This is a genomic window from Streptomyces sp. HUAS CB01 (assembly GCF_030406905.1).
Lineage (GTDB): Bacteria > Actinomycetota > Actinomycetes > Streptomycetales > Streptomycetaceae > Streptomyces > Streptomyces chengbuensis.
Map to the genome: position 1 here is coordinate 6,973,317 of NZ_CP129137.1, position 23,279 is coordinate 6,996,595.

Sequence of the window (23,279 nt, forward strand, 5' to 3'; positions counted from 1 at the left end):
GGAGCTCGTGATCCCCGTCCTCCGGGTGGCCGACGCCGCGACCGCGGTCGCCTGGTACCGGCGGCTCGGCTTCGTGAAGCAGTGGGGGCACCGGTTCGAACCGGGGTCGCCCGCGTTCGTCGAGATCGCGAGGGGCCCGGTGAAGCTGTTCCTGTCCGAGCACACCGGCGATGCCCGCCCCGACACGCTGATCTATCTGCGGGTGGGCGACGTCGACGCCGTCGCGGCCGAGTTCGGCGTGCCGGTCACCACCGCCCCCTGGGCGCGTGAGGTGGAGCTGAGCGACCCCGACGGCAACCGGCTGCGCGTCGGGACACCGGCAGGCTGAGCCCCGGCCGAGGGGCCGGGCCGGGGGCGCGCTGTCCATGTCACCGCACGGGGTGAGCCTCACCTTCCGGCCCAAGGGGTGGGTGGCGGGCCGGTGACATCGTGCCGGTGACAGTGCACTTCGAGCACGGCGGACAGGTCAGGACCGTCGCCGTGGTGGTCGGCCGGGAGTCCGCCTCCCGCTGACGCGGGCGCGCACGCCGTCCACCGGCCCGCACCGGGATTCGTGTGCTGCCCGGGGTGATCGTGCTGTGCCGGGGTGACGGCGCCCAGGGGGTCGCCGGGGCGGCGGCGCCGTCACGCGCGCGAGTCCCGATCGGCGCCCTCGCCGCCCTCTGCCCGGATTCCCGCGCCCCGGCGTTCGGTGGTGCGCCGGATGGCGGGTGCTCCCTCGTGGCGCGCACGGCGGTGTGCCCCGGGAGGGGCCGCACATGGTATTCGTCGCCGTGGACGGTGCGTCAGTTCCCGTCACAGGCAGTGGGTTTGATCACACGCGCCGGTCTGAGTGAGTGACCCGGCTCGCTCCCGTACCCATGCATGACGACGACCCGTCAGGATGCGAGGATGAGGCCCCATGACTGTCGGGTGGTGTTCTCGTACGGTACGGGCCGCGGTGTTCGCGGCCGTATGCGTGCTCCTCGCCGCCCTCGGTCACGTGATGATGTCCGGGCAGTCCGTGCCCTGGTGGACCCTGGCCGGCGGGTTCGGTGCGACCGGCGCGCTGGGCTGGTGCCTCGCGGGGCGTGAGCGGGGGCGGCTCGCCGTCCTGAACCTGGTGGTCGTCGTACAGACGGCCCTGCACACGGCGTTCTCGCTCGCACAGCCGGCGGCGCCGGCCGACGGCCGGGCCCCGCACACGACGGGGTCCGCGCACTCCGGGCACCACCCCATGCCGTCCGCCGGCACGGGGCCGTCACACACGGAAGTCACGGACGCCCTGGACGGCATGGCGATGGCGCACACGCACGCCGGCCACATGGGCGCGGGCCTCATGGACCCGACGCATGCCCCGGCCGTCGACTCGGCGTCGCTGGGCATGCTCGCCGCCCACCTGCTGGCAGCGCTGCTCACCGGCCTGTGGCTCGCACACGGCGAGCGAGCCGCGTTCCGCATCCTCCGCGCGGTCGCCGGGTGGCTCACCGCACCGCTGAGGCTTCTCCTCGCGCTGCCGGCGCCGCCGCACCGGCCACGCCTGCGCGGCCGCCGCCGCCCTTCCCGCGGGTCGCGGCTGCGTCCGCTGGTCCACGCGATCGTCTCCCGGGGTCCGCCCGCGGGGTCAGCTGTCGCCTGACGACAGCCGGAATCCCGAGGCGGCCCAAGTGCCCCTCGGACCACGGCCGTACGCCGGCAGGGGTGGCCACGAAGGACACCGCCCCCGCGAGCGCCGTGCGGCCGGACCCCCACACCGGATGACGGGCCGTGCGGCCCGGCCGTGTCCCGCGCATCAGCACCGTCCGCCCGAAGGGCAGGACTCGCGGCGCCCGGTGTGCGCAGTCGCAGGGCGGAGGGCGTCCTCGTACCGGGCGTACGCGGACGACACCGGCCGACGTGGCGAGTGCGTGCGCCGGCGTGCCGGACCGACGGAACCTCGCGGACACGACCCAGGGCCCGGTCCCGGTTCCGGACGACCCGAGAAGGACACCACGTGATCTCTTCCGCCCTGCCCGCTGCCTGCGACACGACGGAACAGGCGACTCCGGCCGATGAGTCGATCACCTCCTGGGCGCTCGCCGCGCGCGGCGGTGACGCCGACGCCGTGGAGCGCTTCGTGAGCGCCCTGCACCGCGACGTACTGCGCTATGTGGCCCACCTGTGCGGTGACCCCCAGTCGGCCGACGACCTGGCCCAGGACACTTTCCTGCGCGCGCTGAGCAGCCTGCACCGCTTCGAGGGACGGTCCTCGGCCCGTGCCTGGCTGCTGTCCATCGCCCGCCGCGCGGTGATCGACAGCTATCGGTACAAGGCCGCACGGCCCAGGCTGCACGACGTACCGGACTGGCAGCTGGCGGTCGAACACGCGCAGCCGTGCGACCTGCCGGGCTTCGACGAGGGCGTCGCCCTGCTCGAACTGCTCGCGGCCCTGCCCGAGGAGCGCCGCGAGGCGTTCGTCCTCACCCAGATGCTGGGTCTGCCCTATGCCGAGGCGGCCGAGCTGAGCGACTGCCCGGTCGGCACCGTGCGGTCCCGTGTGGCCCGCGCCAGAGCGACGCTCATGGACCTGCTCACCGAGGCGGAGGGCCGGGCCGCGCCGGCCGTGGCCGCCTGACGCGGCGGGATGCCGGCCCGACCCCCACGGGCACCGGGCCGGCACCCTCCACCGGGGCCTCCAGCCGCGGCGTGCCGGGGGACTCCAGCCGCGCCGGACCCCGCCGGCTGCGGTACCGGACCGGACGCACCGGGAACTCGGGCCGGGTCCGCCCCGACTAGTGGACCGGGTGACGGAGTTCCCCCCTGTGTCGAGCGGATTCTGGAGAGTTTCATGCGTTCTCGTGTGTGGTGCGGAACGTCGGCCGCCGTGCTCGGCCTCCTCGCGGCGGGCTGCGGTGGCGGGAAGGGCGTCGAGGACGAGGGCACGGGGAAGGCCGCCGCCGGCGGCCACCCCGTGACCGTCACCGACTGCACGGGAGCCGGGACCACCTTCGCCGCGCCCCCGGAGAGGATCGTCACGAGCAACGCCTCCGGCCTGGAACTCCTGCTCCGCCTGGGAGCGGGCGACAAGGTGGTCGGCACGGGGTTCCCGCCCGGCAAGGGAACGCTGCCGGGCGAACTGGACGCCAGGGCGCAGCAGGTCGAGGTCCTCAGCCGGACCGTCGTCCCCAAGGAGAAGCTCCTCGGCTCCGGCGCCGACATGTACCTCGACACCTTCGCCTCGATGGGCGGCATGGGCGGCGGCATGGGCGACGCCCCGACGGAGGAGGAGTTCAAGGCCGCCGGGATCACGCACATGTACCTCAAGTCCACGGCGTGCGCGGCGATGGGCAAGGGCCCGTCCACGGACCTGTCCGCGGTCGAGGCGGACATCACCTCCCTCGGTGCCGTCACGGGCACGCGCGCGAGGGCGAAGGAACTCGTCGCCGGCATGCGGGAGCAGGTGGACGCGGTCCGGAAGGCGGTCGGGGGGATGCCCGAGGACGCCCGGCCGACGTACTTCTTCTTCGACTACGACGCGGGCACCGGACAGCCCACGGCCGTCTGCAACCGCCAGGTCGCCAACGCGGTGATCACCCTGGCCGGCGCCCGTAACGTCTTCGCGGACTGCGACGGCGACTTCAAGCAGGTCAGCTGGGAGGACGTGGTGTCCAGAAACCCGGACTGGATCCAGCTCGGCGTGCGCAACCGGGGCAGCGAGGCCGCCAACGAGAAGGCCTTCGACGAAGCGCGGAGGTGGCTGGAGGGCAACGCCGCCACCAAGGGGCTGAAGGCGGTGAAGGACGGACGCTTCCTGCGCATCGGCTCCGAGCGCACCACCATCCCGGGGGTGGAGAACGCCGACGTGGTCCGGGAGATCGCCGGGACGATCCACCCGGGCAGGGTCAAGTGACGGTGACGTCCCCGCCGTCCGCGTCCCGCCGTGACGGCGCGGACGCGGCGGACGAGGCGCGGACCGTGCCCGCCGGGGTGCTCGCGGCCGTCCTCGGAGCGGCGCTGCTGGCGGCCCTGACCGTGGCGGTCTCCTGGGGTTCCACGTCGATTCCGCCCGGTGAGGTGTGGGGCGTGGTGGGCAGACGGCTGGCCGGCGGGGCGCCTCGGCCCGGCACGGACGACCTGATCGTCTGGCAACTGCGGGTGCCCCGGGCCCTGCTGGCCGCGCTCGTCGGCGCCGGGCTCGGCGTCGTCGGCACGGCGGTGCAGGCCCTGGTCCGCAACCCGCTGGCCGACCCGTACCTGCTGGGCATCTCGAACGGGGCCTCGCTGGGCGCCGTCGCCGCGATCGTGCTGGGCCTCGGAGCGGGCGGGGCGCTGGGGCTGGGGCTGTCCGGCGCGGCCTTCGCCGGCGCCCTGGCCACCTTCGCCCTCGTATGGGCGGTGGCCCGGCGCGGTGGCGGGTTCGCGCCGCTGCGGCTGGTCCTGGCGGGCGTGGCGATCGGTCAGTTCCTCTCGGGGTTCACCAGCTACCTGGTGCTGCAGGCCGGTGACGAGCAGCAGACGCACAGCGTGCTGTTCTGGCTCATGGGCAGCCTGAGCGGGGCGAGCTGGCAGACGCTCGCCGTGCCCGCCGTCGCCGTACCCGCCGCTCTGCTGTGGCTCCACGCGCGGGGCCGCGGACTCAACGCCCTGCTGATGGGCGACGAGACCGCGGCCGGACTCGGCGTCGACGTCACACGGCTGCGGCGCGAACTGTTCACGGTGACGAGCGTGCTGACCGGGGTCCTCGTCGCGGTGTCCGGCGCGATCGCCTTCGTCGCACTGATGGTGCCGCACGCCTGCCGTCTGGTCGTCGGAGGCGACCACCGCCGGCTGCTGCCGGTCTCCGCGCTCTTCGGAGCCCTGCTGATGGTGGTGGTCGACATCGTGTGCCGGACGGCCATGGACACCCAGGAGCTGCCGGTCGGCGTGGTGACCTCGCTGATCGGGGCACCGGCTCTGCTGTACCTGCTGGACCGGCGTCCGGGGGGCGGCAGTTGAGGATCGACATCGAGGACGTTCACGTCGCGTACGCGGGCCGCGCGGTCGTGTCCGGGGCCCGTCTGATCGCCGCCGAAGGGGAGATCACCGGGCTGGTGGGCCCGAACGGCAGCGGCAAGTCCACCCTCCTGCGCACGGTCTACCGGCATCTGCGTCCCCTCGCGGGCCGGGTGCTGCTTGCCGGCACCGACATCGCACAGCTGACCGCCGCCCGTTCGGCCCGCCATGTGGCGGCGCTGCCCCAGGAGCGGGGCAGCGACTTCGAGCTGACGGTACGGGAGGTGGTGGCCATGGGGCGCACACCGTACAAGCGGGCGTTCGCGGCGGACGACTCCACCGACCGGGGCATGGTCGCGCGGGCCCTGGCGGACGTCGGGATGGACGCGGCGGCCGGGCGGCGCTTCACGGCGCTCTCGGGCGGTGAGCGCCAACGGGTTCTGCTGGCAAGGGCGTTCGCACAGGACCCGGACGTGCTGGTGCTCGACGAGCCGACCAACCATCTGGACGTGCGCCATCAGGTGGAGCTGCTCGCCCTGCTCCGGGAGCAGCGCCGTACGACCCTGGTGTCGCTGCACGACCTCAACGCGGCCGCTTCCGTGTGCGACCGTCTGCACGTCCTGCACTCGGGGGCGGTGGTCGCCTCGGGCACGCCGCGCGAGGTGATCACGCCGGAGCTGATGGCGGAGGTGTTCGGAGTCCGGGCGGCGGTGGTGGAGCACCCCCTCACGGGTGATCCGCTCATCGCCTTCGACCACCGGGGCCCCGCGTCCGGCCCGTCCGGCCCGTCCGACGGGTCAAGGGCGCGGGACCCGTCCCCGGCCCTCGGGACCGGCACCGCGCCATGACGGAGGCGGGGCGGTCCTGCGGGCCCGCCCGGTCTCCGCCCGAGCGGCACGGTCACCGGACCGGTGACACCGCAGTCGACTCCGGCCACCGCACCGACTGCGGCGGGCGCATGGACCGGGGCGGGGCCCGCGCCCGCACGGCCAGACGCCCGGCAAGAGAGCATGTGGCGGTCGAGCACAGGGCGTTGGAGCACAGGGCAGTCGAGCATGTGTGGCGGTGGCCCACACGGCAAGGACCCACATGCTCGGCCCACACCGCAAGGACCGGGCAGTGGCCCACACGGCAACCGCGTGGACACGGCAACGGCGTTCGCGCGAGACCGGCAGCGTTCACACACGGTGGCGTACGTTCCGCTGCGTACGCCGAACAGCGGCGCCGGTACGGGACCGGCGACGCCACCGGGAAGCGCCAGGCGCACCCTATGCGGTGGCGTTCCCACGGGGGTGGCGTACCCACGGCGGCGGCGTACCCCAGGCGGTGGCGTACCCACGGCGGCGGCGTACCCCGGGCGGTGACCCGCGACGCCCGCCTCGCGGGTGCGAGAGCCGCGGCCCTCGCGTGGCCGGGGTCCGGCCTCGCGCGCGGCGGCCGCTGAGCGGGCCCGCGGGTGGCATCCGGCCGGCGGTGGGATCCGGCCCGCGTGGCGTCCGGCCCGCGGGTGGCATCCGGTCCGCGGGTGGCATCCGGCCGGCGGTGGCACCCGTCCCGCGGAGACCGGGATCCGCCCCGAAGACACCGCGCAACGTTCCCGGCCCCGTCCGGGAACTCATCCCGCGCCGCCGCCGACATGTGGGACGAGGCTGCCGTCCGGCAGCCGTACGAGAGCGAAGGGACGGAAAGGGTGACGCACCGCAGCGGGGACTCGTCGGACCCCGGTCGCATACCCGCCGGGCCGGACCGCCTTGCCCTGTTGGCCGTGTCGGGACTGCTGTCGTTCGTGGCGATGCTCGACATGAACATCGTCAATGTGGCGCTGGCGGACATCTCCCGGGACCTGCGGGTGTCCGCCGCCACCGCCCAGTGGGCCGTGCTGGGCTATCAGCTGCCCGTCGTGGCGCTGCTGCTGCCCGTCGGCCGGTGGCTGGACGGCGCGGGTCCGCGGTCCGCTGTGCTCGTCGCGACCGCCGGGTTCGCCCTGTGCAGTGCCTTCGCGGCGGCCGCGCCCTGGGCGGGTCTGCTCATCGCCGCCCGGCTGGCCCAGGGGATCTTCGGCGCGGCGCTGTTCGTCCTGATGCCCGTCCTGGCGATCAGCTCGGTACGGCCCGCACTCCGTGGCCGGGCCATGAGCGTGCCGGCGACGCTCGGTCCGCTCGGGGCGGTGACCGGGCCCGCGATCGGCGGACTGCTCCTGGACGGACCGGGCTGGCGCGCGGTCTTCCTCGTCAAGATCCCCATCTGTCTCCTTGCGCTGGTCGTGGCGTGGAGGGCGATGCCGCGCGACGAGGGGCTTCGTCCGCTCCGCGCGGGCGCCCTGCGGGACGCCTCCCTCGTCGCCGCCGGAGCGGCGGTCCTGCTTCTGGCGCTGACCCTGGCGGCTGGCCACCCCTCGTGGCTGGCGCTCGCCGTCGCCGCCGTGCCGCCGCTGTGGCTCTGGCTGCGCGGGCCGGGCGGCCGTTCCGTGACGGCGGTGCTGCGCACGCCCCGGCTGCCCGGGGCCCACGGCGCCGTGCTGGCGCTCGCGGCCGGCTTCGCCGCGACGCACTACGTCATCGCCCTGCACCTGCAGCGCGACAACGGCGTCAGCGCCACCGCGACCGGTCTGACGGTGCTCGCCTTCCCTCTCGGCATGGGCCTGGCCGGACCGCTCGGCGGACGCCTCGCGGACCGCTGCGGCGCACGGCCGGTCGCCGCTGCCGGTGCCGCGGTCACCTCGGCCGGCCTGCTGCTGCTGGTCCCGCTCGACGGCGGCTGGTCGCCGGCCGACGTGGCCTGGCGACTGGCCCTCGCCGGCGCCGGCATGGGCCTGAACGGCGGCCCGACCCAGGCCCTGGTGATGGGGGCGGCGTCACCGGAGAGGACCGCGACCGCCGGGTCGACGGTCCAGCTCGCCCGAAGCCTCGGCTTCGCCCTGGGCCCCGCCCTCGCGACCGCCGTCTGGGGTCTGGCCGGAGCCGCCCACGGCGCCCGGACGGCCATGGTGCCGGCCGCCGTCGCGGCCTGTCTCGCCGTCCCCCTGCTCTCCCTTCCCGCCCGCGGCAAGGACGTGCCCGCCGCCACGACCGGCGCGGCCTCCACCGCCTCCGACTGACCGAGGAGCTCGCCCATGTGCGGCATCACCGGCTGGGTGTCCTTCCACACGGACGCCCGCACCCAGGCCCCGGCCATCGAGGCCATGACGGCCACCCTGACCCCGCGCGGCCCCGACGCCGGCGGCGTCTGGCTCGGCGAGCACGCCGCGATCGGCCATCGCCGACTCGCCGTCATCGACCCGGCCGGCGGGGCGCAGCCGATGACCGACCGTCCCACCGAGCCGGGCATCGTCCTCGGCTACAGCGGTGAGGTCTGCAACCACCACGCGCTGAGGTCCGAACTCCGCGGCCTGGGACACACGTTCAGCACCCGCAGTGACACCGAGGTGGTGCTGCGCGCCTACGCGCAGTGGGGCGAGGACGTCGCGGAGCACCTCGACGGCATGTTCGCCTTCGCGGTCTGGGACGAGCGGGCCCAGCGCCTGCTGCTCGTCCGGGACCGCCTCGGCGTCAAACCGCTGTTCTGGGCCGCGGTCGACGGCGGCGTCGCCTTCGCATCCGAGCCCAAGGCCCTGTTCGCCCATCCGGGGATCCGCCCCCGGGTGGACGCCGACGGGCTGCGGGAGGCGTACAGCCTGCTCTTCAACACCGGGCCCACGGTGTGGTCGGGCGTACGCGAGATCGAGCCGGGCGGAATCCTGGTCGCCGACCGGGGCGGCGTCCGTGAACGCCGTTACTGGCAGCTCGAGGCGTCCCCCCACGGCGACGACCGGGACACCACCGTGGAACGCGTCCGCGACCTCGTCGGGACGGCCGCGCGCAGCCGGCTGGAAGCCGACGTCCCGCTGTGCAGCCTCCTCTCCGGAGGCATCGACTCCACCGTCCTCACCGCGCTGCTCGCCGACGAACTGCGCCGGCGTGAGGGCCCGGACGCGCGCCTCCGCTCGTACGCGGTGGACTACAGCGACCAGGCCGAGCGGTTCACCGGCGACGTCCTGCGCACCGGCCACGACACCCCGTTCGCCGTGGAGGCCGGGGCGTACATCGGCACCGACCACAGCACGGTCGTGCTCGACCCCCGGTCCCTGCTCGACCTCGACCACCGCAGGGCGGTCGTCGCCGCGCGGGACTCGCCGATCGGCGTGGGCGACATGGACACCTCGCTCTACCTGCTGTTCGGCGAGATACGCAGGCATTCCACCGTCGCGCTGTCCGGCGAGGCGGCGGACGAGGTCTTCGGTGGGTACCCCTGGTTCCACAGCCCCCGGGCGCTCGCCGCCGAGACCTTCCCGTGGCTCCTCGTCACCGGGGACGAGACCGCCATGCCGCTGAACCCCGAACTCGACCTGCGTGTCGCCGAGTTCCGTGACGACACCTACCGGGACGCCCTCGCCGCCGTCCCGCACACCGAGGGCGAGTCGGCGACCGAGCACCGGCAGCGCGAGATGCAGCACCTGTCGCTGACCCGCTGGCTGCGCCAGCTCCTGCACCGCAAGGACCGGCTGAGCATGGCCCGGGGGCTGGAGGTAAGGGTGCCCTACAGCGACCACCGACTGGTCGAGTACGCCTTCAACACGCCGTGGCTCCTGAAGAGTTCCGACGGACGGGAGAAGAGCCTGCTGCGCGCCGCCGGCGCCGGACTCGCCCCGGACTCGGTGCTGCACCGGCCCAAGAACCACTACCCGGCCACCCATCACCCCGACTACAACCGCGGGCTGCAGGAACTCGCCCGGGACGCCCTCTCCGTGGCCCAGGTCCGCGCCCTGGCCGACGAGTCGCGCATCAAGCCCTGTCTCGACACCCCGCCCGAACGGCTGGAGTGGGGCCACCGCCTCCGGCTCGAACGCGTCGTCGACCTGGCCCTGTGGCTGGACCACCACCGGCCCGAACTCGCCCTCTGAGGAGCAGACATGACCCTTCAGGAACAGCCGCCCGCCACGGAGGGCGCGGAACCCCTCGTCACGCCCGTGCCGCTCATGGGCTGCCCGTACAAGAGCGACCCGTACCCGCTCTACGAGCGCATGCGCGAGGCCGGTCCGGTCCACCGGGTGGTCTTCCCCAGCGGGGTGCACGCCTGGCTCGTCACCGGTTACGACGCCGCCCACGCCGCCCTCGACGACGATCGCCTCGGCAAGAACCACGACCGCGGCAACGACCGCTGGCGTGCCCGCGCGTCGATCATGCCGGAGCCGCAGCACTCCCGGCTCCAGGTGCACCTGCTCCACCAGGATCCGCCCGAGCACACCCGCATGCGGCGGTTCGTGACCGACGCCTTCGCGCCCCGCCGCATCGAGGGCCTGCTCCCGCGTTTCCAGCAACTGGCCGACGCCCTCGTCGACGCACTGCCCGGGACCGGCCCCGCGGACCTGGTCCCCGCGTTCGCCGCCCGGTTCCCCTTCCGGGTCCTCGCCGAGGTCATCGGCCTGCCGGCCGCACTGGCGGACCGTTTCGACCGGGACTGGGGCAAGGTCGTCCAGCCGGTCGGCCCCACCGACCCGGGCAGGCCGCTCTACGAGGCCCGGCTGCACGGCCTGCAGAGCTATATCGCCGACGTGGTCGCCCACAAGCGCGAGCACGTCGAGGACGACCTGCTCAGCCGGCTCGTCGTCGCCCGCGACCACGGCGAACTGTCCCCGGAGGAGCTGGACTCGATGGTCTTCCAGCTCCTCGTCGCGGGCCAGGAACCCGTGACCAACCAGATCACCACCGCGCTCATCGCCCTCTTCCGCCATCCCGGGAGGCTCGACCAGCTCCGCGAGGACCCCGCCGTGCTGCCCCGCGCGGTGGAGGAACTGCTCCGCTACGACAGCGCCTTCGAGCTCACCACCTGGCGCTTCTTCGCCGAGGACAGCGACCTGTACGGCACCGAGGTCCCGGCGGGGGACTCCGTGATCGTCTCCCTGTGCGCCGCCAACCGCGACCCGCGGCGGTTCGAGAAGCCCGACGAACTCGACTTCGACCGCAGCCCGAACCCGCACCTGGCCTTCGGGCGCGGGATCCACTTCTGCCCCGGCGCCGCGCTCGCCCGCGCCGAACTCCGGATCGCCCTCGGCACCCTGCTCAGGCGGCTGCCCGGCCTCCACCTCGCCATCCCGGACCAGGACATCCACTGGATCCCGGCCGTCCTCGGCCGGGGGACCGACCACCTGCCCGTCGGCTACACCCGTCGCCTCGGCGCCTGAGGGCGCCCGGCCGGCCGCATCCCCCCGGCCGGCCCGTGCCGGACCGACCACCGGCCCGCCCCCGACCGGCCGGCCGGCGCTGACCGTCCCGCCCGACCGTCACCCGACCGAACCTCGCCCGCCCGCCGCGGTGCCCCGACGCCATGCCCGCGCACCCCTCACGGAGGCCCATATGCCGCTGACGACGGCACCGGACGCCCGCTCCACGCACGTTCTCAGTACCGCGGTCCTGAACCTGCTCCTCCCTCACCACCGCACGACGGAGGACACGTGCGCACCCGCCGGACGCTTTCCCCACCAACTGCGCCGGATCGGCGACTTCGTGCGCCGCGGTGAGCCCGTCGTCTTCACCCTCCCCGGTTTCCCCTGCAAGTCCCCCAACCGCGCCAAGGTCCTCGGTCACCTGCCCGACCAGGGGGAACGGCTCTCCCTGACCTTCCTCAACGACCTGTGCGCCAGGATCGGCGAGATCCACCCTCCCGGCGCCCGCGTCGTCATCTGCTCGGACGGCCACGTCTTCGGCGACCTCGTCCGCGTCCCCGACCACCACATCGACGCCTACGCCGACGAACTGCGCGCCCTGGTCGCCGAACTGGGGCCGGACCACCTGTCCGTCTTCGACCTCAGGGACGTCCTCGGGGACCTGCCCCACTCGGCGAAACGGGACCGGGTGCACCAGCGTCACGCGCCCGCCCTGGACGCCCTGCGGGCCGAGGTCCGCGCCGGCGGCCAGGCCCTCGCGCTCTACCGCGGCGTCACCCGCTTCCTCCTCGACGACACCGCGGACTTCACCGGCACCCGCTCCGCCCTCCAGCGCGAGTGCCGGCGCCGCGCCTACGGCGTCATCCAGCGCAGCCGCGCCTGGGGCGCGCTCGTCGCCGAGCACCACCCCCGGTCGGTACGCCTCTCCATCCACCCCCAGCCCGCCGGCGCGCCCAAGTTCGGCATCCGCCTCCTCGACGCCCCCGACGCGTGGACCACCCCGTGGCACTCGACGGCACTGCGAAGAGCGGACGGCACCTGGAGCCTCCTGCCACGGGCGCAGGCCGCCGGCCTGGGACGGCTGGTCACCCGCGACGGCAGACCGAGCCACTTCGAGGAGTGGCCCGGCGGACCGGCTTGACCGGCCGAACCGGTCCTTCGGCGGTCGGCCGTCGGCGGTTCACGGTCGGCGGTCATCGGCGGGAGTCCCTCGGGCCGGGGCCTCCGCCCCGTACCACGGCCGGAGCCGCAGGTACCTCTCCTTCACGACCGGCCCGAGGTGTGCCTCGGTCCCGTACCGCACACCGGCGGCGGCCTTTCCTCCCGACCCGTACGCCCCGTCCTGCCCCGTTCGCCGTCGTCTCGGCGGTCATGTGCCGGACGCCCCTCGGTGCGGCTGCACGACCCGCGACGTTCTCCCGCTCCCTCCGACCCCCGACCTGGGGGACGTCGACGCGAGTCCCCTCGTCCGGTCGGTCATCCGTCGGCCAGCATGCGCGAGCGCAGTTTGGCCAGGGTGCCGGCCAGCAGCCGGGATACGTGCATCTGCGAGATGCCGAGCTCGGCACCTATCCGGGCCTGCGTCATCTCGCTTCCGAACCGGAGCTCGAGGATGGTGCGTTCGCGGTCGTCGAGTTCGGCCATGTGCGGAACCAGGGCACGGATGTCCTCCACGAGCTGCATGCCGGGGTCGTCGACGCCGATCCGGTCCGGGTGGGCGCGGCCGCCGGCCAGGGCGGCGTGCTCGTCGTCGCTGTCGGTGTTCGGGGTGTCGAGCGACCCGGCCCGGTATCCGGCGGCGGCCACCATGCCTTCGACGACCTCGTCCTTCGTGCGCCCGAGGTGCTCGGCGAGGTCCTCCACGCTGGGATCCCGGTCCAGTTCGGCGACGAGGTGCTCCCTGGCCCTGGCGAGTTCGACGCGCAGTTCCTGGAGACGGCGGGGCACGTGCACGGACCAGGAGGTGTCGCGGAAGTACCTCATGATCTCGCCCTGGACGTACGGGATGGCGAAGGAGGTGAAGGCGACCTCGCGGCTGAGGTCGAACCGGTCGATGGCCTTGATCAGCCCGACCGTACCGACCTGGACGATGTCCTCCATCTCCCCTTCCCCGCGGTTGCGGAACCGGTTGGCCACGAACCTGACCAGGGAGAGGTTCATCTCGATGAGGGTGTTGCGGACGTACTGGTGCTCCCGGGTGCCTTCCTCCAGCTCGCCGAGCCGCTCCAGGAACAGCAGGGTCAGCTCACGGGCGTCCTCGGGGGAGATCTCGGTGGCACGGCCGACGGGAGGAAGTCCGGCGAGGCCGCTGCCCCTCCGACCGGGGCCCGGCGCTCCGGCGGGAGAGGCGGGATCCAGGTGGGTGGCGGGCGTCGTCATGAGCGGGCACTCCTCCCCGAAAGGTACTGGGCTGGCTCCGGGCGCCTTCCCTGTCGATTGCCGCTCATGCATTGTTGTTCTGCGGCAAATGTTTGCGGGCCGGTGAACCGCCGTCCCGGGGCGGTGCGCGGCGGGACGGGCAGGCATCGACGGGCGGGCCTCCGTGCGCGGACCGACGACGGCGGGTGCGGTACGGGCGCCACGGCGTGCGGCCGGTCGCGGCCGACCCCTCGGCCGCGCCGTGCGAGGCGTATCGTCCGGTTAGGGGTGATCTTCGGTGAGCCGTCGTGGCCGGCTGCCCGCGGCGTCCGCGGCCGTCCACCGGTAGCGGCGCTCAGCGCGTCGGCGGAAGCGAGGTGAGGGCATGCACGGGTCCGGCGACCCCACGGCCGCCCCCGCTCCGGGGGAGGGCCTCGACGCGGTGCTGGCCGAGCTCGTGCGGGGGACCGGTGCCTCGGTGGGCCTCGCCTACGTCCTGCCGCCGGGGGAGCGCGTCCTGCGGATCGCCGTGGTCTCGGGGGTGGTGCCCAAGATCGCCGCTCCATGGGCGCGGATCTCGCTGGACGACCCCATTCCGGTGGCGGACGCGGTACGGGAGCGGCGTCTGGTGTGGCTGGCCAGCCAGGAGGAGGTCGCGCGGCGCTACCCGCGGCTGGGCGTCGTCCTGCCGTACGACTTCATGCTGGCCGCGGCGCCGTTCGCCCACGAGGCACGGGTGTGGGGAGGTGTGGTGCTGCTGTGGCCGACCTGGCACCCACCCGCGCTGAGCGCGCGCGAGCGCGAGGCCGTCGACGCCGGCTGCCGGCGCGCTGGGGTGCTGCTGCACGAGGCCGCGCGGCGCGGCGACCGCCTGCCGGCCGGTGACGAGCCGAGGGTCCTGCTGCCGCCGCGTCCGTCCGAGCCCGATCCGGAGGAGGCGCGGGCCGCTCTCGACTTCGCCCAGCGCATCCCCGTGGGCTGCTGCGCCCTGGACATGGACGGCCGGATCACGTTCATCAACACCGCGGCGGCCGACCTGGTCGGCGCGGGCGGCGCGTCCCTGCGCGGCGCCCGGCCGTGGGAGGCGCTGCTCTGGATGAACGACCCCGTGTTCGAGGACCACTACCGGGCCGCGGTCGTCACCCGCCGGCCCACGTCGTTCACCGCGCTGAGGCCCCCCGACCGCTGGCTGTCGTTCCGTCTCTACCCGGACGACCGCGGCATCAGCGTCCAGATCGCGCCGCTGACCGGCGTACCCGGCCAGGACGACGAGGAGCCGGAGCGGCTGCCCTCGGTCGGGCCCGGCGGGGCCGGCGCGCTGTACCACCTGATGCACCTGGCGGCCGCCCTCACGGAGACCGCCGGGGTGAGCGACGTCGTCGAGGCCGTCGCCGACCAGCTCGTCCCCGCCTTCGGTCCCCGGGGCCTGGTCATGATGACCATGGATGAGGGACGTCTGAGGATCATCGGCCACCGCGGCTACAGCAGCGAGTTCATGGACCGCGTGGACGGCTCACCGCTGACCGCGCAGACACCGAACGTGCACGCGCTGACGGCCGGTGTCCCGAGCTTCTTCGGCTCGTTCGCCGAGCTCGAGAGCGCCTACCCCGGTGCCGTCCGCTACGAGAAGAGGGACGCCTGGGCCTTCCTTCCCCTGATCGCCTCCGGCCGCCCGGTGGGCTCGCTCGTGCTGTCGTACGACCAGCCCCGTTCCTTCCCGCCTGCCGAACGCGCCACCCTGACCTCGCTGGCCGGGCTGATCGCCCAGGCCCTGGACCGCGCCCGGCTGTACGACAGCACGCAGCAGCTCGCCCACACCCTGCAGACGGCACTGCTGCCCCACTCCCTTCCGAGCGTGCCCGGCCTGGACGTGGCCGCCCGGTACCTCCCGGCGGGGCACGGCGTGGAGATCGGCGGCGACTTCTACGACCTGATCCGCTGCGACGCCACCACCGCCGCCGCGACGATCGGCGACGTCCAGGGCCACAACATCCAGGCCGCCGCCCTCATGGGACAGGTCCGCACCGCCGTCCACGCCCACGCGACCGCCGGGACACCTCCCTCGGACGTGCTCGCCCGTACCAACCGACTGCTGGCCGACCTGGAGCCGGGCCTGTTCACCAGCTGTCTGTACGCGCATCTCGACCTGGCCGGGCACCGGGCCCGCATCGCCACCGCCGGGCACCCACCGCCCCTGGTCCTGCACCCGGACGGCCGTACCGAGGCCGTCGAGGTGCCCCCGGGGCTCCTTCTCGGCATCGACCCGGACGCCCTCTACAGCACGGTCGAGATCCCCTTCCCGCCCGGCACCGTGCTCCTCCTCCACACCGACGGCCTCGTCGAGACGGCCGGTACCGACATCGACGAGGCCACCGCGGCGATCCGCGCGTGTCTGACCCAGGGCCGGGACCGCACCGCGGACGACCTGGCCGACATCCTCGTCCGCCACGCCACCCGAGCCGCGACGCGCAACGACGACATCGCCCTCCTGCTCATCCGTCACGAAGCAGGAGGGCGGGAGCCGCGGCCGTGAGCACGGGGCGGGGGAGCGGTACGGCCGCTCGCCGCCGGGGCGGCGAGCGAGGGCCGCCGCCGACGGACGCGCCCCGGTCAGGAGTTGAGCTCCTCCAGCGTCTTGCCCTTCGTCTCGACCGCGAAGCAGGCGATCACCGTGCCCACCGCCGCCACGACCGCGAACTGGGCGAAGACCAGGGTCAGACTGCCGCCGGCGCCGAGGATCGCGCCGACGACGACCGGGCCGAGGATGACGCCCAGCCGGTTCCACAGCCCGCCGAAGGCCGCTCCCTTGGCCCGGTTCCGGGTCGGGTAGAGCTCGGGGGAGTAGAGGTAGAGCCCGCAGTTGATCGCGTACACGAAGAACGTCGTGCAGGAGGCGAAGAGCGCCACCTGGCCGCCGGACGCGGCTCCGGTCAGGGCCGGCGTGAGCAGGGCGAGCGCGCTGCCGCCGAGCGCGGTCACCAGCGCCGGGCGGCGGCCGACCCGGTCGATCACCAGGGCGACGATCAGGGTGCCGAGGAGCCCGGTGACATTGCTGAGCAGGGTGTAGGCGAGGGCGGAGGACAGGTCGAGGCCGAAGTTCTTGGTGTAGAGCGACGGCAGCCAGACGGAGATGCCGTGGTTGACGTAGTACGCGACGAACCACAGGGCCGAGACGACCGTCGTACGCCTCAGATACCGGCCGGTGAACAGTTCCCGCAGCCGTCCCCGCGTGTCCCGCTCGTCCCCGGCCTCCGCCGTCACCTCCGCCTTCGCGGCGTCGGGTTCGGGCAGAGGGGCCCGGGTGGAGCGGGCGACCTCCGCCTCGATCGCCGCGATGACCCGTTCGGCCTCCTCCGTCCGCCCGCGAGCCAGCAGCCAGCGCGGTGACTCGGCGACGTGGCGGGGCAGCACGGCCGCGATCAGCACGGGCAACGCGCCGATCAGGAACATCGCGCGCCAGCCGAGGTTGGGCACGACCCACACGGCGACCAGGGTGGCGGCCGCGAGTCCGGCGGGGAAGATCATCTCGTACAGCAGGACGAACCGGCCCCGTTTGTCCGACCGTGCGATCTCGTTGATGTAGGTGGCGGCCACCGGGACGACCCCGCCGATGCCCAGTCCCTGGGCGAAGCGGAAGAGCGCGAAGAGCTCGATGCCCGTGGAGAGGGCGACGGCGAGGCCGGCGAGCGCGGTGACGGCGACGCCGATCGCCACCGTCCGCACCCGGCCGATGACGTCGCCCATCCATCCGGCGGCCAGCGCCCCGAGGAGCATGCCGACGGAACCGGCGGTCACGGCGAAGGTGGCCTGCCCGGTCGTCAGATGCCATTCCTTCATGAGGACGGGGAGTGCGGAGGCGGCCAGCAACTGGTCGAACGCCTCGAAGAAGGTGACGGTGCCTATCAGGAAGCGGACCTTGACATGCCAGCGGGAGTGCGGCAGACGTTCGAGTCGTGCCGCTATGGACCCCACGGCGGGCCGGCCGGCCACAGTCGTCATGAACGGTTCCTTCCGCGAACGGGGAGTTGCGGCGATCGACGAGTGCGGCCCGCCGCGGCCGTCACGCTAGAGGGCGTCCGCGTCCGACGCGAGGATCGAGTGTTCCAGCTTGCGCAGCAGTCGCGCCAACTGGCGGCACTCGGAGGGGGACAGCTCGCCGAGCATCCGGCGCTCGTTGTCGAGATGTTCGGCGAACACCTCGTCCACCGTGGCGAGTCCCGCGTCGGTCAGCCGCGAGTAGACGATCCGCCGGTCGTCACGGTCGCGCTCGCGCACGATCAGTCCGTCCTTCTCGAGCCGGTCGATGCGCAGCGTCACACCCGCCGACGAGACGAGGCCGGAGTCGGCGAGCTGCCCCGCCGTCAGCCGGTACGGCTTGCCCGACCGGCGCAGCGCGGTCAGGACGTCGAAGCCCGCCACGGAAAGGCCGTGCTGCTCGATGGACGCGGTCAGTCGGGTGCTGTAGCGCAGGAACGAACGGTGCAGCCGGGCCAGGACCTCCAGCGGTGCGGTGTCCAGCTCGGGCCGTTCCCGCGCCCAGTCCTCGATGACCGCGGCCACGGCGTCATGGCCGGCCGTCGCCCTGCGTCTCGCCATCCCGTCCCCTCACAAGACACGTCTCACGCCCCTGAGAATCCTATCCCTGAAGGGTTGACGGTCGTCTCTGACGGTGCGGCACCCTGGGCCTGGGCGAGGAAGGGCCCAGTCGGCCGGAGCCCCGTCCGTCCTCACCCGGCGCTGAACGACACGCCCATCGCACACGGCCGGGGCCGCGTTCAGAGCCTGACGATCCCTTCGCAGAGGACGAGCACACCGATGGCGGCGATCACCACCGCCATCACCCCGGCGGCCCGGTTCTCCAGCCACCGTCTGACCCGGATCAGGGGGACGAGGACGCGGTCGCCCATCAGCACATGGAGCACCACGGGCAGGGCCACGGTGCTGGCCGCGCACACCGTGAACAACGCGAGGGCCGTCACACCGCCCGCGGTGGCCGGGTCGGCCGCTCCGACCGCGAGGCCGGCGGCGGCGGAGAGCAGCAGGATCTTCGGGTTGGCCAGCGACAGGAGCAGTCCGAGCCGGAACGCCCGCGACGGGCTCGCATCGCTCAGGAGCCGCATCCAGCCCGGCGCCGGCCTGCCGTGCCTGGTCAGCCACTGACGGAGCCCGAAGAGGATCAGGAGCGACCCGAGGACCACCCTGGCCCAGGCGACCCAGGCGTGTCCCTCCGCGGGCCGCTGGACGACGGAGGCCAGCGCGGCGCACGCACCCGCGGGTACGACGATCCCGATGACCCAGCCGGCCAGGAAGGCGCTGCTGGTGGCCAGGGGCCGCGGGGTGAACTGCATGAAGAGGGCGGGGATGAGGGTGAACGGCGACACGGCGATCACCAGCGCGAAGAACACGACCTCACCGAACGCCACAGGCACCGCCTTCTGCCGCCTTCGTCGTACGCGCGCACGAACAACCGCCTCGTCGTGCGCGGGTGACCGCCCGTCCGGGCCGGAAGCCCGCGTTCACCACGGGGCTTTCCCGAGAATGTCACACGGTGCGGTGGATCCGGCGGCAGCGACCGTCCGCGGATGTCCCGGCGCGCCCCGGTGCGCCCGACGCCCCGTGCCCCGCCGAGTGAGCGGTCCGCTCCCTGCCCGTCGGGCCGCCGGACGCCGTCCGTGTCCCGAGTGAGCCGGTCCGCTCCCTGCCCGTCGGGCGCGCCGGACGCCGCCCGTGTCCCGAGTGAGCCGGTCCGGTCCCCGGCCGGCGGGGCGCCCGACGCAGAGTGAGCCGGTCAGGGGACGTCCCGCGCGGGTCCGGCCGAGGGAGGGCCGAACGGCCCTCCCTCCCGGTCAGAATGCCGGACGGCCCGAGGACGTGCGGGAGCGGCTGCGAAGCGGAAGGAGAGGCGGCATGGGCGGCGAAACCCTGATGCGACAGATTCTCGACTACGGGAGCCGAGCCGACCCGTACCCCCTGTACGCCGAGCTCCGCAGAACACCGGTGTCCAGGCAGGAGGACGGCACCTACGCCGTCAGCACCTACCACGAGCTCCTCGCCCTGCTCCACGACCCGCGTCTCACCTCCACCCACGCCGACCAGGAGGCGGCGGGCGGCGGCCAGTTCCCGCCCAGCTTCATCGGCATGGACCCGCCCGAGCACGACCGGGTCCGCGCACTCGCGATGCGTCAGTTCGGGCCGCCGCACTCGCCGCACCGCATCCAGGACATGCGCGGGGAACTCGAGACCACCGTCAGGGAACTCATCGACGCCTTCCCCGAAGGCGGAGAGGTCGACCTGGTCGACGCCTTCGCCTACCCGTTCCCGGTCACGGTCGTCTGCCGGCTCCTCGGGGTGCCGCACGAGGACGAGCCACGCTTCAGGACCTGGGCCGACAAGCTCGTCGCCTCCATCGACCCGCGGCCCGGGGAGGACCCGGCCGTCCGGCTGCAGGAAGGTGCCGGGACCAGACGGGAACTCGCCCTCTACATCAACGACCTCATCGAGAACGGCGCCGGCAGGTCCGACGGCGGCATGCTCTTCCGGCTGGCGGCGGACCACGACGCCGAAGGAGGTCCGCTCAGCCGGCTGGAACTCGTCGTCACCGCGGTGCTGCTGCTCATCGCCGGCCACGAGACCACGGTCAACCTCATCACCAACGGCATGCTCACCCTGCTGCGCCGGCCGGACCAGTGGGAGCGGCTGCGCCGGGAGCCGGAGATCGCGCCCCGGCTCGTCGAGGAACTGCTCCGGTTCGAGCCGCCGGTCCAGATCATCCCGCGGCGGGGCGCGCTGACCGACATCGAGATCGGCGGCGTCACGATCCCCGAGGGGGCCGTGGTCGCCCTGGTCCTGGCGTCGGGCAACCGGGACCCGAAGCGCTTCACCGACCCGGACCGGTTCGATCCCGACCGCCCCGACATCGAGCACCTCGGCTTCGGCAGCGGCATCCACAGCTGCTTCGGCGCACCGCTGGCCCGCCTGGAGGCGCAGTTCGCCCTCACCGAGCTGGTCCGCCGTCTCGACAACGCCCGTCTGCTCGCGGACCCCCCGCCGTACCGGGGCAGTGCCGTGCTGCGGGGACCGCGGCACCTTCCCGTCGCCGTCGACCGGATTCTGGTCTGACACCGCCAGGATTCCGCCGACCGCGTCGGCGCGCCCCGGCCCCGGCCCGCGAGCCGACGGGCCTTGAGCCACCGGGCCGTGCGCCGACGGGGCGTCACGACCGGGAGTGCGAAGCCGCGTCCGGGTCCCCTCCGGCCGCGGCGGAGTGCGGGCGCCCGCCCGGCACCGCGCCGTCGGCGGTGTCCACCGGTGAGTGCCCGGTACCGCTCGCGCCTGCCCCCGCACCGGTCGGGTGCCCTCCCGTACGGATCACCTGCGTGCTCTCCTCTCCGGCGCCGGCTCCCGCTCCTCCGGCCGTACCGGGGCCCCGCCCGGTGGGCGGCACCCACGCCGCCCACCCCGGCCGGCGTCAGGGACGCGTGAGGACGACGAGTTGCCGGGTCGCCCGCGTCATCGCGACATAGCGGTCGACCGCCCCTTCGACACCCGTGCCGAACGCGTCCGGGTCGACGAGGACGACGAGGTCGAACTCGAGCCCCTTCGACAACTCCGGGGTCAGCGACCGTACGCGGGGCGTCGCGCGGAACGTGGGATCGCCGATGACGCAGGCGATCCCGTCGGCGTGCGCGGCGAGCCAGGCGTCGATGACCGAGTCCAGATCCGCGACGGAGCCGTGGACGACGGGGACGCCGGTGCTGCGGACCGACTGCGGGACGTTGGCATCGGGGAGCGCCGCCCGGATGGCCGGTTCGGCCTCCGCCATGACCTCCTCCGGCGTCCGGTAGTTGATGCTCAGGGACGCCAACTCGATCCGGTCGAGGCCGATCCGCTCCAGTCGCTCCCGCCACGACTCCGTGAACCCGTGCCGCGCCTGGGCACGGTCCCCGACGATCGTGAAGCTCCGGGACGGGCAGCGGAGCAGCAGCATCTGCCACTCCGCGTCGGTCAGCTCCTGGGCCTCGTCGACGACGATGTGCGCGAACGGTCCGGCGAGCAGGTCCGGTTCGGCGGCGGGCAGTTCGGACTCGTCGACCAGGCTGACCCCGGCGTCGCGGCCGCGCAGCATCGTCACCAGGCCTTCGCCGTCGTCACCGTCCGCGCCGGAGTCGGCCGCGGCCTGGATCAGGTTGTCGACCACCTGACCCATGCGCTCGCGCTGGGCGGCGAGGACGGCCGCGTGCCGACGCTTCAGCCGCGCCGCCCCCGGGTCGCCGAGCCGCTGCCGGGCCGCGTCCAGGAGCGGCAGGTCGGACACCGTCCACGCCCGGGCGTCCGGCCGCTGCAGCATCCGGACGTCGTCGCGGCTCAGCCAGGGAGCGCACATCCGCAGATAGGCGGGCACCGACCACAGGTCCCCGACGAGATCGGCGGCTTCGAGCAGTGGCCAGGCCCGGTCGAGGGTCCCCATCAGCTCCTCGTCGTGCAGCAGCGACCTGCGGAACCGGTCGGGCGGGACATCGCCGTCGTGCTTGTCCCGCAGGATGGTGAACAGGGCCTCCCGGACCTGTTCGCGGGCCTCGTTGTGCGGAGTGCCCGGCTCGGCCGCCTCGAACGCCTCGGCCCAGTCGTCGGCGCTCAGCCGGACGTCTGCCCACGGGGTCGTGACCGTCATCCCCGCCGTGGGCGGCTCTTCGTAGAACCGTACGGCCGTCTCGATCGCCCTGACCATGTCGGCGGACGACTTCAGCCGGGCCACGGCCGGATCGGTCTCGATCGCCGCTCCGGCGCCCTCGGCGACGAGGTCCCGCAGCGTACAGGTCCGCACGCCCTCCTCGCCGAGGCTGGGGAGGACGTCGGAGACGTAGGCCAGATAGGGCTGGTGCGGACCGACGAACAGCACGCCGCCCCGACGCCGGCCGAGACGCGGGTCGGAGTGGAGGAGGTACGCCGAGCGGTGCAGGGCGACGACGGTCTTGCCGGTGCCCGGACCGCCGTCGACGACGAGGGCACCGCGGGAGCCGGCCCGGATGACGGCGTCCTGGTCGGCCTGGAGGGTGGCGAGCACGTCCCGCATCCGGTCCGACCGGTTGCCGCCCAGACTGGCGATGAAGGCGGACTGGTCGTCGAGCGCGGCGTGCCGTTCCAGCCCTTCCGCGGTGAACACCTCGTCCCAGTAGTCGCTGATCCGGCCGCGGTGCCAGCGGTACCGGCGGCGGCTCACCAACCCCATGGGGCCGGCGTGGGTCGCCGCGAAGAACGGCTCCGCCGCGGGGGAGCGCCAGTCGAGCAGCAGCCTGCGCCCCGTACTGTCGGTGAGGCCGAGCCGGCCGATGTACACGGGTTCGGGGCTGCCCGCCTCGACGATGCGTCCGAGGCACAGGTCCAGTCCGAAGCGACGCAGGGCGCGCAGCCGGGCCGTCAGCCGGTGGATCTCCACGTCCCGGTCCATCGCGGCGCGCCCGGTCCCGCCCGGTGCCTTGCGCTCGGCGTCGAGGCGGTCGGACAGTTCGGCGACGGCCTCCTCGAGGCTCTCCGCGATGGCGGCGAAGTGCCGCTCGTCGTCGGCGATCAGCGTCGGGTCCGCCTTGGGGGCGAGGCGCTCGGGAAGGTCGAACGCGCTGGTGGCCAGGGGGTTCAAGGCATCAGCTCCGATCCGCGGTCGTGCCCGTGGCGTTGCGGCGGCGCGCAGGTGCGCACCGCGCCGGATTCCCGCGCCCGCGGCGCGGGTCCCACCTCCGGCTCGGCGTCGTCACACGATCCCTGAACCGAC

17 protein-coding genes are annotated in these 23,279 nt (G+C 73.9%); 12 read left to right on the forward strand and 5 right to left on the reverse strand.

Going from position 1 to position 23,279, the window contains the following annotated elements; translation table 11 throughout:
• Positions 1-7 precede the first annotated feature (7 nt).
• From QRN89_RS30445 to QRN89_RS30490, 10 genes are all read left to right on the forward strand, one after another.
• Positions 8-328, forward strand: a complete 321-nt coding sequence (locus tag QRN89_RS30445; protein ID WP_290353921.1) for a glyoxalase superfamily protein — start codon at positions 8-10, stop codon at positions 326-328.
• A 573-nt stretch (positions 329-901) separates the two neighbouring features.
• A complete protein-coding gene (locus QRN89_RS30450) occupies positions 902-1,618 on the forward strand; it encodes a hypothetical protein (protein WP_290352629.1) in 717 nt (238 codons plus the stop codon).
• A gap of 354 nt (positions 1,619-1,972) precedes the next feature.
• Complete coding sequence (locus QRN89_RS30455) at positions 1,973-2,593, forward strand: sigma-70 family RNA polymerase sigma factor (RefSeq protein WP_290352630.1); 621 nt, start codon at positions 1,973-1,975, stop codon at positions 2,591-2,593.
• A gap of 213 nt (positions 2,594-2,806) precedes the next feature.
• The gene (locus QRN89_RS30460) at positions 2,807-3,868 is read left to right on the forward strand and encodes an ABC transporter substrate-binding protein (protein WP_290352631.1); all 1,062 of its coding nucleotides are present in this window, start codon (positions 2,807-2,809) and stop codon (positions 3,866-3,868) included.
• Positions 3,869-3,870: 2 nt separating this feature from the next.
• On the forward strand, positions 3,871-4,953 hold the full coding sequence (locus QRN89_RS30465) for a FecCD family ABC transporter permease (protein ID WP_290352632.1): 1,083 nt from the start codon (positions 3,871-3,873) through the stop codon (positions 4,951-4,953).
• A complete protein-coding gene (locus QRN89_RS30470; protein ID WP_290352633.1) occupies positions 4,950-5,798 on the forward strand; it encodes an ABC transporter ATP-binding protein in 849 nt (282 codons plus the stop codon). Before QRN89_RS30465 ends, QRN89_RS30470 begins: the two co-directional genes overlap by 4 nt.
• Positions 5,799-6,715: 917 nt before the next feature.
• Complete coding sequence (locus QRN89_RS30475) at positions 6,716-8,047, forward strand: MFS transporter (RefSeq protein ID WP_290352634.1); 1,332 nt, start codon at positions 6,716-6,718, stop codon at positions 8,045-8,047.
• 15 nt (positions 8,048-8,062) lie between these two features.
• Positions 8,063-9,889, forward strand: coding sequence for an asparagine synthase (glutamine-hydrolyzing) (asnB, locus tag QRN89_RS30480; protein WP_290352635.1), 1,827 nt, complete (start codon positions 8,063-8,065; stop codon positions 9,887-9,889).
• Between the two features lie 9 nt (positions 9,890-9,898).
• Positions 9,899-11,170, forward strand: coding sequence for a cytochrome P450 family protein (locus tag QRN89_RS30485; RefSeq protein ID WP_290352636.1), 1,272 nt, complete (start codon positions 9,899-9,901; stop codon positions 11,168-11,170).
• Between the two features lie 172 nt (positions 11,171-11,342).
• Positions 11,343-12,293: an L-tyrosine/L-tryptophan isonitrile synthase family protein gene (locus QRN89_RS30490; protein WP_290352637.1), complete on the forward strand. Its 951-nt coding sequence runs from the start codon at positions 11,343-11,345 to the stop codon at positions 12,291-12,293.
• Between the two features lie 335 nt (positions 12,294-12,628).
• Here the strand turns inward: QRN89_RS30490 and QRN89_RS30495 are convergent, their stop codons facing one another.
• A complete protein-coding gene (locus QRN89_RS30495; RefSeq protein WP_290352638.1) occupies positions 12,629-13,531 on the reverse strand; it encodes a SigB/SigF/SigG family RNA polymerase sigma factor in 903 nt (300 codons plus the stop codon).
• A gap of 364 nt (positions 13,532-13,895) precedes the next feature.
• Here QRN89_RS30495 and QRN89_RS30500 point away from each other — a divergent pair, with 364 nt between their 5' ends.
• Positions 13,896-16,043 (forward strand): SpoIIE family protein phosphatase, encoded by a 2,148-nt coding sequence (locus QRN89_RS30500; RefSeq protein WP_290352639.1) that lies wholly within the window; start codon positions 13,896-13,898, stop codon positions 16,041-16,043.
• A gap of 77 nt (positions 16,044-16,120) precedes the next feature.
• On the opposite strand, the gene QRN89_RS30505 is transcribed toward QRN89_RS30500, so the two are convergent.
• The 3 genes from QRN89_RS30505 to QRN89_RS30515 form a co-directional block, all read right to left on the reverse strand.
• Positions 16,121-17,509, reverse strand: coding sequence for an MFS transporter (locus QRN89_RS30505; protein WP_290352640.1), 1,389 nt, complete (start codon positions 17,507-17,509; stop codon positions 16,121-16,123).
• 66 nt (positions 17,510-17,575) lie between these two features.
• The gene (locus QRN89_RS30510) at positions 17,576-18,106 is read right to left on the reverse strand and encodes a MarR family winged helix-turn-helix transcriptional regulator (protein WP_290352641.1); all 531 of its coding nucleotides are present in this window, start codon (positions 18,104-18,106) and stop codon (positions 17,576-17,578) included.
• 179 nt (positions 18,107-18,285) lie between these two features.
• On the reverse strand, positions 18,286-18,933 hold the full coding sequence (locus tag QRN89_RS30515; protein WP_290352642.1) for a GAP family protein: 648 nt from the start codon (positions 18,931-18,933) through the stop codon (positions 18,286-18,288).
• A gap of 484 nt (positions 18,934-19,417) precedes the next feature.
• Here QRN89_RS30515 and QRN89_RS30520 point away from each other — a divergent pair, with 484 nt between their 5' ends.
• Positions 19,418-20,629: a cytochrome P450 gene (locus tag QRN89_RS30520; protein WP_290352643.1), complete on the forward strand. Its 1,212-nt coding sequence runs from the start codon at positions 19,418-19,420 to the stop codon at positions 20,627-20,629.
• 349 nt (positions 20,630-20,978) lie between these two features.
• Here QRN89_RS30520 and helR read toward each other — a convergent pair whose 3' ends face one another.
• Positions 20,979-23,147, reverse strand: coding sequence for an RNA polymerase recycling motor ATPase HelR (helR, locus tag QRN89_RS30525; RefSeq protein ID WP_290352644.1), 2,169 nt, complete (start codon positions 23,145-23,147; stop codon positions 20,979-20,981).
• Between the last annotated feature and the right edge of the window lie 132 nt (positions 23,148-23,279).

What these genes read in the sequence shown, in the direction of transcription:
- QRN89_RS30485 (WP_290352636.1), top strand. Translation starts at nt 9,899, where the DNA reads ATGACCCTTCAGGAACAGCCGCCCGCCACGGAGGGCGCGGAACCCCTC.
- asnB (WP_290352635.1), top strand. Translation starts at nt 8,063, where the DNA reads ATGTGCGGCATCACCGGCTGGGTGTCCTTCCACACGGACGCCCGCACC.
- QRN89_RS30520 (WP_290352643.1), top strand. Translation starts at nt 19,418, where the DNA reads ATGGGCGGCGAAACCCTGATGCGACAGATTCTCGACTACGGGAGCCGA.
- QRN89_RS30460 (WP_290352631.1), top strand. Translation starts at nt 2,807, where the DNA reads ATGCGTTCTCGTGTGTGGTGCGGAACGTCGGCCGCCGTGCTCGGCCTC.
- QRN89_RS30495 (WP_290352638.1), bottom strand. Translation starts at nt 13,531, where the DNA reads ATGACGACGCCCGCCACCCACCTGGATCCCGCCTCTCCCGCCGGAGCG.
- QRN89_RS30510 (WP_290352641.1), bottom strand. Translation starts at nt 18,106, where the DNA reads ATGGCGAGACGCAGGGCGACGGCCGGCCATGACGCCGTGGCCGCGGTC.
- QRN89_RS30500 (WP_290352639.1), top strand. Translation starts at nt 13,896, where the DNA reads ATGCACGGGTCCGGCGACCCCACGGCCGCCCCCGCTCCGGGGGAGGGC.
- QRN89_RS30490 (WP_290352637.1), top strand. Translation starts at nt 11,343, where the DNA reads ATGCCGCTGACGACGGCACCGGACGCCCGCTCCACGCACGTTCTCAGT.
- QRN89_RS30505 (WP_290352640.1), bottom strand. Translation starts at nt 17,509, where the DNA reads ATGACGACTGTGGCCGGCCGGCCCGCCGTGGGGTCCATAGCGGCACGA.
- QRN89_RS30450 (WP_290352629.1), top strand. Translation starts at nt 902, where the DNA reads ATGACTGTCGGGTGGTGTTCTCGTACGGTACGGGCCGCGGTGTTCGCG.